Origin of the sequence: Neorhizobium sp. 2083, from assembly GCF_031455615.1 — a bacterium.
Classification (GTDB): Bacteria; Pseudomonadota; Alphaproteobacteria; order Rhizobiales; family Rhizobiaceae; genus Neorhizobium.
Map to the genome: position 1 here is coordinate 105,585 of NZ_JAVDTC010000012.1, position 10,029 is coordinate 115,613.

Consider the following 10,029-nt stretch of genomic DNA (forward strand, 5'->3'; position numbering starts at 1 on the left):
TGCTTCAGCACGTCCGCGTCGAACCGAAGCCATCGGTAATTCGAACCAGCCGCGTATGAAGGTTTTAGACTCTTGGGAGTGGTGAAGAGGTCAAACTTATTTAGCCGCAGACTCGGAGAACCTGCGGCGTTCAAACGACCACGGGAGGATCGAATGCAAAACAGGATCTTACTTCTTACCGCTACCGTGATGATGTTGGCTCGAATGATTTCATTATCAAAGAAGCCGAAACCAGACCTGATGGTCGAACGATTGATCCGGATGGGTGCTGGAAACTAAGCTGTCAAGAAGAAATGGCGCTGGAGCGAACAGATGCTCAAGACCTCAACACCCCTTCAGAAATGAGCAACGGTCGCCAGCTCAGAAGCTGGCGACCGCGCCCAGCACATCAAAGTCGCCTTCAAACGACCAGGATGTAGACGATCTCGTAGGTCGACGGTTCGACGATGACGATCCGATTGTCGGCCAGCACGAAGTATTCGTAGCTCTTATATTGAGGAACGATCTCAACCACCTTCGGCGGCAGACGGTGCAGCTTCACGGTCTTTGGGACGGCCACCCCGACGGAGACGCTAAAGGTTGGCTTCACGGTCTCAACCTTGTTCTCGACGATCATGTTACGGATCTCGGTCTTCTGCTCGGTTGAGATGTTGATGCTGCCGGTGATCTCGTTCGACGGACGATTAGCCGAGCCCGCGTCTGCGTTGTTCTGTTCTTTGGTCTGGGTCGTCGTGCTTTGGGCGGTGTTGGATTTGTTCATCTCGGAGGTGCCGGTCTGACGGGTACCCTGTGCCGACTGCTGATCCTGACCTGCCGGCTGCTTGTCTTGCGAAGCGGCGGTATTCTGGCCATCTGACTGCTGCTGCTGTGTGGCTGCGGTGTCGCCGTTCGGCTTTAATTTAGGATCGCTCTGGTTCGCCGTGGTATCGGACTTCGAGTCGGCCGATCCAGGCTTCTTCATCTGATCCGACTGCGCCTGGTCGCGAGAAGGCTTTGCGACGGAACCGGAGGCGGTGTTGCGTGACGGCTCGTCGCTCTGTGGCTTGATCTGAGCGTCCGCCTTCGGGCCAGCGTCGGCCGAGCCGGGCTGTTGTTTCATCCGAGCATTGCTATCGGTCGAAGCCGATCCCTGCTTGGGTTTGGAATCCTGTTGGGTCTGAGCCGGAGGGATAAGCTTCTGGTTTCCCGGCGCGTCCTGCGCAAGAAGGGGGATGGGAGAAAGTGTCGAACCGGCAAAAAACGCCGCGACAATGGCTGTCTTCCTCAACGAGGTCATTGGATTCTCCTGAAAGCTGTGTTTGTGCGCTGGAATTGCGATAGGAGCGTCAATCGAGGACGCGTATAACCTTGCGTGTGCCCGGATCAACCAAGGCAGTCGTACCGTTGACGTTGACATAACGGTAGGTCACGTTTGGAGCGTCGATCGTGTGCAATTCGACCGTGTCGGGAAGCGCGGTACCAACGGCGATTTTGACGTTCGGAACGTCCACCGCAGTCACCTTATGCTTGGTAACATATTCCTTGATGACGGTCTCCTGCTGGGGCTCGATGACCACCGCCTGAGCGAGCGCGGCGCTCGTGCTGATAGCGAGTGCGAAAGCGGCCGTAATTCCAAAGAGGTGCTTTGCCATGATGTATTCCTCCTAATTTTCTGGATGTTGTTGCTTGTTGCAAGCGGCATCTCAACCGAGCGAATGCACCATTGTTCCAGGTCAGGGCCTTCAGTCGCATGGGACTATAGACCAAGGTCCCAAGGATCGCTCTAGCCGCCCCAAGTGACTGAGACTAAAGACCTATTCCCGGCGGGACCAAAGCCCGTATCGGGAACTGTGGTGACCCGACCGGGTTTTTCTCCGGCACATCAAAGCCAATCAGGGAGAACGATCATGTCTGGGAAACAGATTATCATTGCTGCCGGCATCGTCCTTGCGGCAGGCACCGCGTCCGCTCAGCAGTCGACGGTCAACGGTGCCGCGGGAGGTGCCGTCACCGGAGCTATCGTTGGGGGCCCCGTTGGTGCCGCCGTCGGCGGCGTGGTCGGCGCCGTCGCAGGTACTGTCATTGATCCGCCGCCGGAGCGCGTCGTAAGCTATGTTCGCGATGCACCGGTTCCGGCCGATACCGTTGTTGTTCGCGAAAAGGTCGTTGTAGGCCAAGCGCTGCCACAGACGGTTGTCGTTCAGCCGGTCCCGGACAACCCGAAATATGCCTATGCTGTCGTCAACAAGCAGCGCGTCATCGTCGAACCGACGTCGCGTAAGGTCATTCAGGTGATCAACTAAACCGCTCCGGCGGCCGCACACGCAGCGGCCGCCATCGCGTTGTTATTCGGCGGGCAGAAGAATGAAATCGGTTTTCTTCGGAATATTATTTGTCATGGCTGGAATGGTCGGTGCGCTTGCGTTTTTTGGCCCGCCGGTAGACCACGCTTCGGCGAGGGTCTTCGTACCTGAAGCGTTGTCAGAGGCCACCGCCCCCTGACCATCCCAACAGGGCGTAAAGGCTTCTTTCGGAAGCCAATGTCGATGAGATCGAGGTCGAGCATAAATTTGCAGCACGGCTTGTCCAGACCGCCTTGCGCGGTGTTCGAGCCAATGGAGGTTCATATGGAAGAGAGTGTATATCAGGCTCGTTGGCTTCTTATCACCGTTGCCATTTTGGCGTTTGGGATGGTTGCCGCAGGTGTTGCAGCCGGTTGAGAACCAGGAAATGCTCAGGAGGGTGGTCTAACCCGCTGAGCCTGACGTAGACATAGTGGAATTGTATGGAGGTTCCGATGTTATCACGTCGATATTTTCTGTTGGGCCAAACAAGCTCAGCCATTGCCATCGGCATGATACTGCGCGTCGGCGGTCTTTCCACAGCGGCGCTCAGCGAAAATGCGTTCGCCCGTAATGGCGGCGGTAATGGTGGAGGCAATGGGGGTGGAAACGGCGGAGGCAACGGAGGCGGCAATGGCGGCGGTAACGGAGGTGGCAATGGTGGGGGTAACGGAGGCGGCAATGGTGGGGGTAGCGGAGGAAGAAAGGGTGGCGGTGGCGACGGTAGTGGTGGGAACGCCAGCGGCAATAGCAATAGCAATAGCAACGGTTCATCGGCGAATAGCGGCAATAATTCCGCTGGCGACACCGTGAGTGTGAACGGCTCCTCCATCGAGGTGCGTCATAAGACAGGGATCGAGGAAAGCTTGGCGAACGGCCGCTACACCATGCGGGATCGCCGCGGGCGCACGATCATTAGTCGCGAGGCGACCTCTGCCGATGAATCTAGGGTGCGTTCGATGGTCCGGCCCTAAGGTGCGTTCGCATATCCGCCCATAACCTCCGCGATGCGAACGCATCCTCCATCTTCCACCTCACGCATACCTCTGGAACTTTAGATCGAGCAGTCCCTCTTGTATAGAGTGGTCGTCACCAATCCCAACCTTGAGATCTTCAGGCCGTCTCCGTCCGGCAAAGCTTCAGAGACATGGTTAAGGTGGTTCCACTGTTCCCACTGACGATCTGGAATCGGCCTCCCAGACTTTCCACCCTTTCACGGAGCCCCGTAAGTCCGAGGCTCTTGGTCTTTACATTGTGGGGATCGAACCCTGTCCCTTGATCTCTAACAGTAACCACGATGCATCCATCGTCCAGCCTTTGCTCCACCATCTGCCCTCTGGCTCCAGCGTGACGGAAGCCGTTGTTCAGAGCCTCCTGGACGAAACGATAGATGCAGATTTTTTCCGCCGGCGAAATTTCCCATGGCACATCCTTCGTCATGAGCTCCACAGTGACGCCGGTGCGGGACTGGTATCCAGAAACGACGCGCTGGAGGAGCTCCCCCATGTCCCACCCTTCAATTTCTGGGAGAGCCAGGCCATGACAGATGTCGCGGATCTCCTGCATGGCTTCATCAAGACTATTCTTTATGGTTGCGACCTCGCTCGCGCGTTTGAGGCGAGGCACTTTGCAATCGAGGATCATATCACTGTCGACCCGCAGGGAAGCGTAGGCTACAAGCTGAGCGGGACCGTCGTGAAGGTCGGCTGCCACACGACGCAGGAAACGCTCGTTGAGAGCCGCCGTCTGTTGTGAGGCTTTTTGAACCCGTGCACTCAACAACTGGTTCTGGTGAAGCAGAGCGCTCAGCTCCTCGACCCGCTCATTTAGCAGAGTACTCTGAAGGCCGATCGTTTTGCTGCCGCGCAAAACGATCGCCGAAAGCGTCAGGAAGAAAACGGTGATGACGGCCGCGACCGCCCCCCAGCTGCCAAGGCGGGCGCGACGCAGGCTGGACTCGAGGTCCGTGGCTACTTCATAGAATTCGGAAACGGCAACGACCTCACCTGACCACGGTTGCAGCACAGGATTATAAATTTCCAGGAGCGGCTGCCCGCTGGTGCGTTCCGCGACGCTCTCTTCGTCATCGAGCTGATTGAACTCGGCCGCCATCTGCCCAGCGAAAGCCATGCGTAAGTTATCGTTCGGCGTGACGCGCTTGCCCATCAGGCTCTTGTCATTGGAATAAACGATGGTTCCGTCGGCACGCCAAAGCCGGAAGGATTTGAGGCGCCGGCCAAGCGCACCGTGGCCAAGTGTCTCGTCGAGCGCCCGCTCAACGGACTCGTCGAGTTCCTTTGTCGTCGTCAGATCGGGGAGGATCGGCGCGATCATGCTGTCGACATAAAGAGCGGTGGTCGCCGCAGCATTGCGCGTGACGGCATGCTCTATCAATTCAGTGACAATGGCGCCGACCAGCAGCATCGCCGCTATTGCGACGGCGCCGCCTGCAATAAGGAACTGCCGCGCCAGAGACTGAGAGCTCCAAAAGGATATGAGGGGGTTGGGGCGCAAGCAAGCACCGTCTGCGTTGGGGGACCGGCATTAGAACTGATACGTTCAAGCTGGCCTTCAATGCCTCAAAAGAGCGGCCGACGCGATCGGCGTGAGGGCCCAATTTTCTGAAGCAAATGATCAGCGTAATCCGAAAAATCCAAGGATCGCCAGGACGATGACGACTGCTCCAACGAGCCAGACGATGCTGTTCACGATTTCTCCTCCCTGTAGGTAATTTTGAGATTTATTGTATTTTCCCTCAATGCATAGTCCCCCCTATGGTTCCAAAGACTTCAGAATATCTGAGGAGTATTGAGGTGGCCGCGTGCCCGGAAAATCTTCAGCATTGCGATTTCTGCGATCATTCGACCGAGTATAACGAGTGCTTCAGGAGGTTGCGAACTCGCCTGCGTATCTGTCATTTGGGCGGAAGGTGAAGGGGCATTGACCTTCCGCCCGATAGTGCCGAAAGGATGGTCGTTCGTCGGTTGCGGCCGACCAATACGGCTAGACAGAACCTTAGAGACACCCGGAGAAAGCCATGTCTGAAATTGCCACGATCGTTTCCATTCTCGGGGTGTTCCTGCTCGGTGCGATGAGCCCCGGGCCGAGTTTCGTCGTCGTCTCGCGCATCGCCGTTTCGGGCGAGCGAACGGAAGGGCTTGCGGCGGCAATCGGCATGGGTGTCGGTGGCTTCATTTTTGCGGCCATTGCGGTGGCCGGACTGACTGCGCTGCTGGTCCAGCTCGCGTGGCTCGACATCGCGCTTCGCATCGGCGGAGGCGCGTACCTGCTATGGATCGGCATCAAGATCTGGCGCGGCGCGAATGAACCCCTGGAGATCTCCAATGGCGAGACGGTGCAGGCTGGTTCATTCCGGCGGGCGCTTGTGCGGGCATTGTTGGTGCAGCTTGCGAACCCGAAGACCGCCATCTTCTATGCGTCGATGTTCGCTGCAATGCTGCCAGCCTCACCGCCGCTATGGATGCTTCTCGTGCTGCCGCCCCTGCTCTTCTGCAACGAGTTCGCCTGGTATGCGATCGTCGCTTTTGCTCTGTCGTCTCACGGACCGCGCTCTATCTACCTGCGGGCCAAACGGTGGATTGATCGCGCGGCCGGTGCCGTGGTCGGCGCGCTCGGCATGAAACTCATGATCGAGGGAATGGGGGCAATGCGAACGGGAATGAACTGATGCCTGTCACATGCATTAGCAAACAAGGATATTCGATCGATAACGCCGATTTACACGAGACCATAAAATACTATGCCAGATCTCCCGTCGCACATCTCTATCAAGGGGACCATTTTGCGCGCTTGCGAATAGCCGTTTAAGGATTCTGCAGCCGGCCGCAGTCACCGACGCAAAGGTCAGATCACCTTGATAGCTTGGTTCCGTGGGCTGCTTCCGCCATCGATAGGAGTTTATTGGGCGCTACAATATTTCCTTTAGGACAACGACGGTCGGACGAGCCAGCCCATCGTTGTCCGCCCGTGAGCCTGGGGGATCATTTGCAATTTTCGCTTCAGACCGTGCTGATGGTGGCGTAGACGCGCGCAAGCATTTCAACGCCTATCGCTATACTTCTCGCCATTTGGCAGTTTCGGCTGGTTCGTCAGCAGGCAAAGAAACAATCCGATACTGCCGCCGTGAACTTTATCCTGCAGGCGGAAGGCCAATTCGACCGCGCGATGGAAATGCTCATCAATGCTCCGCCAGCCGTTATCAGGCAGGCTTATGCGCCTGAGATTGATCCTTCCTGGAAGGACGAGGATCTGGCAGCCTTTATTTTCATGAAGCGACTGTGCGGGCAAGTTTCACGCATGGTCTTTATCGCCCATAACCAGGCCATTGATCTCGGCATGTCACAGAAGGATCGGGAAGACCTGATTATCGATTGGGAGAATACGCTCATCAAGTATCGGTCGGAACCCTCAGGCCCGGCCTTCGCCATGATTGGCAGCAAGGGCTGCGTCCGACCGTGAGGGTGACCTAGGCGGCCGAGGTAAATGATAACTCTGGGCCAAATACTCTACGCGTGAACAAGGCTCGAATCAGGGACGCCGTGGATCGGCCTCCAGTCCGCAAAAAACCAAGTCCAAGAGCCTTTTCACCCAGCGCTTTGTCCGGCTTCGCTGAGGCAGAGAATGTCTTTGCCGGCCTTCTACCTTAATGCGCAGACGTCGAGAAACGCGCGTAGAGGCAACGGCATGAAGCGGCTAGGGTAATAAATCCTTGGCCCTTCCTCATCGGCCCAATATTGCTGAAGAACAGGCACGAGCGTGCCCATCCTGAAGTCGTCTACCAGCCAGTTCGCAAAAGTACCTATTATGCCAAGGCTCGCCCGCGCATAGCTCAAACCGGTGTTGATAGCGTTTACGCTCAAAATGAGCCGGTTCAAGGGCTCTACTCGCACAACCATATCATTGCTCACCAGGCTCCATGGGAGTAGCGGGCCGCCCGGAAGCCTATAGCGGATCCCTATGTGATCCATGAGTTCATAGGGGCTTTGAGGTTGCCCATGCTCTTCAAGGTAAGACGGTGACGCAGCTAGAGCAATCTGTTGGACGCGTGGTCCAATCGGAACGGAAAGCATGTCCTTTTCAATTGACGCACCGTAGCGAATGCCAGCGTCACAGCCCGCAGCGATGATATCGACGAGATTGTTCTCGACAACGATTTCAACGTCTACTTCTGGATATCTTCGTTGATACTCGACAAGGAGTGGGGGCAGGATGTCGGGCATGACCGCACCCGGCACATTGAGCTTCAGGTTTCCCTGTACGCGGCCAGTGGAATTGGCAGCATCATGACAAGCAGCGGCTACCTCCCTCAGAAGCGGCTGGATGCGGTCTACCAAAGCTCGCCCCTGGTCTGTCGCATGGACACTTCGCGTCGTGCGCAGAAGAAGGGGCACGCCAAGCTGTTTTTCAATTCTTGAGACAGTCGCACTCACCTTCGAGGGAGCGAGGCCGAGGCGTTTGGCTGCCGTACGAAATCCTCCTTCGCCCACAACTGCGAGAAGCACGAGAAGATCGTTTGGAGACACATTGTTCTTCATGAAGAACAGCCTATTCGAATATTTGCCGGTTATCAAAACAATCTTACGAATTTAAGGTGCGTTCATCATAGCAAGGAGTGAACTCGATGTTCATCATCACAGGCGCCTCAGGCAAACTCGGCCGCAAGATCTTACAAAATCTTCTAGAGCTCACTCCCCCCGAAAGCATTGGCGTGAGCGTCAGAGATCCAGCCAAAGTGCCCGAGTTACAATCGATCGGAATACGCGTGCGCCAAGGAGATTATGACGACGTCGCGGGCCTCAGACACGCATGGGACGGCGCCAGATATCTCCTCCTGATATCCTCGAACGTTGCCGCAACAGGGGGAGATCCTCTGAAGCAGCATGCCAACGCAATACGCGTCGCCCGCGAGATCGGCGTGCAGCGTGTATTCTACACCAGCCAGATATCAAGTTCCCCCACCTCGCACTTTCCGCCGGGTAGGGACCACGCCGCTACAGAGAAAATGTTGGCCGAGTCAGGGTTAGCATGGACCGCCATGCGTCACGGTTTCTACGCTGAAAGCGCGTTGATGATGAACGGGCACGGTTTCGCCGCCGGAACGATAGTTGCTCCAGAAGACGGCAAAGTCGCCTGGGCGACCCATGATGACCTTGCCGCTGCTGACGCGGCGCTGTTGTTTGGCAATGAGATAATTGATGGACCGACGCCTCCGCTGACAGGCAGCGAGGCGATCGACCTCGCTGAACTTGCAAAGTTGGCTGGAGTGGTACTTGGGAAGTCGATCTCGCGAAGCACTGTGAGCGAAGAACATCTCGCATCCACCTCGCGCGCGGCTGGCGTGCCGGACGGTTCGATCGCCGTGATGCTGGGATACTATCAGGCAGCACGTGCTGGAGAATTTAGAACTGTTGATCCAACTCTCGGAAGGATACTCAGACGAGAGCCCGAGACAATGCTTTCGTTCCTTAAGGCGAATTTGAAATGATGTTTTGAAACAAAGTCCATTGAAGGATCCTAGGAAAGGGTATCCACTATGATGGGGTGTGGCTTGCTTCGGTACCTGTAGTGGATCCCTCTATGCAGCCTGACCTGCCACTGAACTTTCACCCGGCGGCGATTAGAGCCTCGGCGGTTTTGAATAAGCCAAGTGGCGCGGAGTGAGCAACCGGCGGAAACGCGAAGCTTTCATCTCGCGCAGCGTTGGAGCCGGTTGCGGCAATGGTATCGGCATAGCTTGCCGGGGTCATCCGAGCGATGAGTGCGACGGGAAATGGTTGTAATCGTCGGCCCACTCAGCAATGGCGCTGCGGGCATGATCGAGACCAAAGAATAGGCTCTCATTAAGCAGTTTGTCGCGCATCCGGCCGTTGAAACTCTCGACATAGCCGTTCTGCATCGGTTTTCGAGCGCAATGTAGTGCCACCCGACCTTGTGATCTTTTGACCAGGCAAGGATGGCATCCCCCGCCGACTTTGGCGCCGGTAAGCATCGCGCGAGCGTAGGGCTGAGTGATCTCAATATCGCCGACCTTGAATTCGTGAGCGAAGACCGTTCTGGGCAGTGCTAGAAAAACGATCAGGGCGGCCAGTTGGACAAAATTTCGTATCATGGTTTGCTCCATGGAATGTACGGCGCGGGTTTAGCTGAGCGCGCGCTTCAGCGGCTTCACGTGGCGGATAAGCAGCATGTCGAGGGCGAGCACGCTGACAAGAACGATGCCGGTCAGCGGGAAGAGCAGCGAGACTGCGACCATGACGAAGGCGCCGGTTTTCCAGACCGCCATCTTTTCCGAGACGACCGGCGCCACAAGGCGGGTTGCTCCCGACGGCCGGCGTTTCCACCACATCACGATGCCGCTGACGGACAGAAAGATGACCGAGAGACAAAAGACAGTGTTCAGCGCGACATTCCAGCCGCCGCCGAGATCGCCCTCATGCAGAGCGATACCGACTGCCATGGCTTTTCCCGGGACGCTGTAGTCCGCGAACTTCATGTCCGCGAGGATCTTGCCGCTGTAGCGGTCAATATGAACCGTGCGGTCCGAAAGCGGGTCGGCGCTATCGTTGCTCATCGTGTCGCGGGCGATCGTCCAGACACCGGTCTCGCCATTCGGGAAGGACAGTTGGAAGCGACCATCGAAGCCGAGCGCTCGGGCCTGCGCGACCACAGCATCAAGGTCGTCCGGCTG

The 10,029-nt window shown here is 56.9% G+C and carries 10 protein-coding genes and 1 pseudogene; 5 read left to right on the forward strand and 6 right to left on the reverse strand.

Annotation, left to right across the window (positions count from 1 at the left end):
- Positions 1 to 400 precede the first annotated feature (400 nt).
- Positions 401 to 1,276, reverse strand: a complete 876-nt coding sequence (locus J2X76_RS29980) for a DUF1236 domain-containing protein (RefSeq protein WP_310221334.1) — start codon at positions 1,274 to 1,276, stop codon at positions 401 to 403.
- Positions 1,277 to 1,325: 49 nt separating this feature from the next.
- The gene (locus J2X76_RS29985) at positions 1,326 to 1,631 is read right to left on the reverse strand and encodes a DUF1236 domain-containing protein (RefSeq protein WP_310221336.1); all 306 of its coding nucleotides are present in this window, start codon (positions 1,629 to 1,631) and stop codon (positions 1,326 to 1,328) included.
- A 255-nt stretch (positions 1,632 to 1,886) separates the two neighbouring features.
- Between J2X76_RS29985 and J2X76_RS29990 the strand changes: the two genes are divergently transcribed.
- Positions 1,887 to 2,282, forward strand: a complete 396-nt coding sequence (locus tag J2X76_RS29990; RefSeq protein ID WP_310221338.1) for a DUF1236 domain-containing protein — start codon at positions 1,887 to 1,889, stop codon at positions 2,280 to 2,282.
- Positions 2,283 to 2,776: 494 nt separating this feature from the next.
- On the forward strand, positions 2,777 to 3,295 hold the full coding sequence (locus tag J2X76_RS29995; protein ID WP_310221340.1) for a hypothetical protein: 519 nt from the start codon (positions 2,777 to 2,779) through the stop codon (positions 3,293 to 3,295).
- Positions 3,296 to 3,434: 139 nt separating this feature from the next.
- Here J2X76_RS29995 and J2X76_RS30000 read toward each other — a convergent pair whose 3' ends face one another.
- Positions 3,435 to 4,745, reverse strand: a complete 1,311-nt coding sequence (locus tag J2X76_RS30000) for a sensor histidine kinase (RefSeq protein ID WP_310221342.1) — start codon at positions 4,743 to 4,745, stop codon at positions 3,435 to 3,437.
- Positions 4,746 to 5,358: 613 nt separating this feature from the next.
- Between J2X76_RS30000 and J2X76_RS30005 the strand changes: the two genes are divergently transcribed.
- Both J2X76_RS30005 and J2X76_RS30010 read left to right on the forward strand, forming a co-directional pair.
- Positions 5,359 to 6,009: a LysE family transporter gene (locus J2X76_RS30005; RefSeq protein ID WP_310221344.1), complete on the forward strand. Its 651-nt coding sequence runs from the start codon at positions 5,359 to 5,361 to the stop codon at positions 6,007 to 6,009.
- Between the two features lie 455 nt (positions 6,010 to 6,464).
- Positions 6,465 to 6,800 (forward strand): hypothetical protein, encoded by a 336-nt coding sequence (locus J2X76_RS30010; protein WP_310221346.1) that lies wholly within the window; start codon positions 6,465 to 6,467, stop codon positions 6,798 to 6,800.
- A 179-nt stretch (positions 6,801 to 6,979) separates the two neighbouring features.
- On the opposite strand, the gene J2X76_RS30015 is transcribed toward J2X76_RS30010, so the two are convergent.
- Positions 6,980 to 7,876 (reverse strand): LysR family transcriptional regulator, encoded by an 897-nt coding sequence (locus J2X76_RS30015; RefSeq protein ID WP_310221348.1) that lies wholly within the window; start codon positions 7,874 to 7,876, stop codon positions 6,980 to 6,982.
- An 86-nt stretch (positions 7,877 to 7,962) separates the two neighbouring features.
- On the opposite strand from J2X76_RS30015, the gene J2X76_RS30020 reads away from it, so the two are divergent.
- The gene (locus J2X76_RS30020) at positions 7,963 to 8,826 is read left to right on the forward strand and encodes an NAD(P)H-binding protein (RefSeq protein ID WP_310221349.1); all 864 of its coding nucleotides are present in this window, start codon (positions 7,963 to 7,965) and stop codon (positions 8,824 to 8,826) included.
- A 118-nt stretch (positions 8,827 to 8,944) separates the two neighbouring features.
- Here the strand turns inward: J2X76_RS30020 and J2X76_RS30025 are convergent.
- A pseudogene (locus J2X76_RS30025) lies at positions 8,945 to 9,302 on the reverse strand (transposase); the annotation flags it as partial.
- Positions 9,303 to 9,480: 178 nt separating this feature from the next.
- Positions 9,481 to 10,029 (reverse strand): PepSY domain-containing protein (locus J2X76_RS30030; RefSeq protein ID WP_310221351.1); only part of this gene is annotated, 549 nt, incomplete at its 5' end.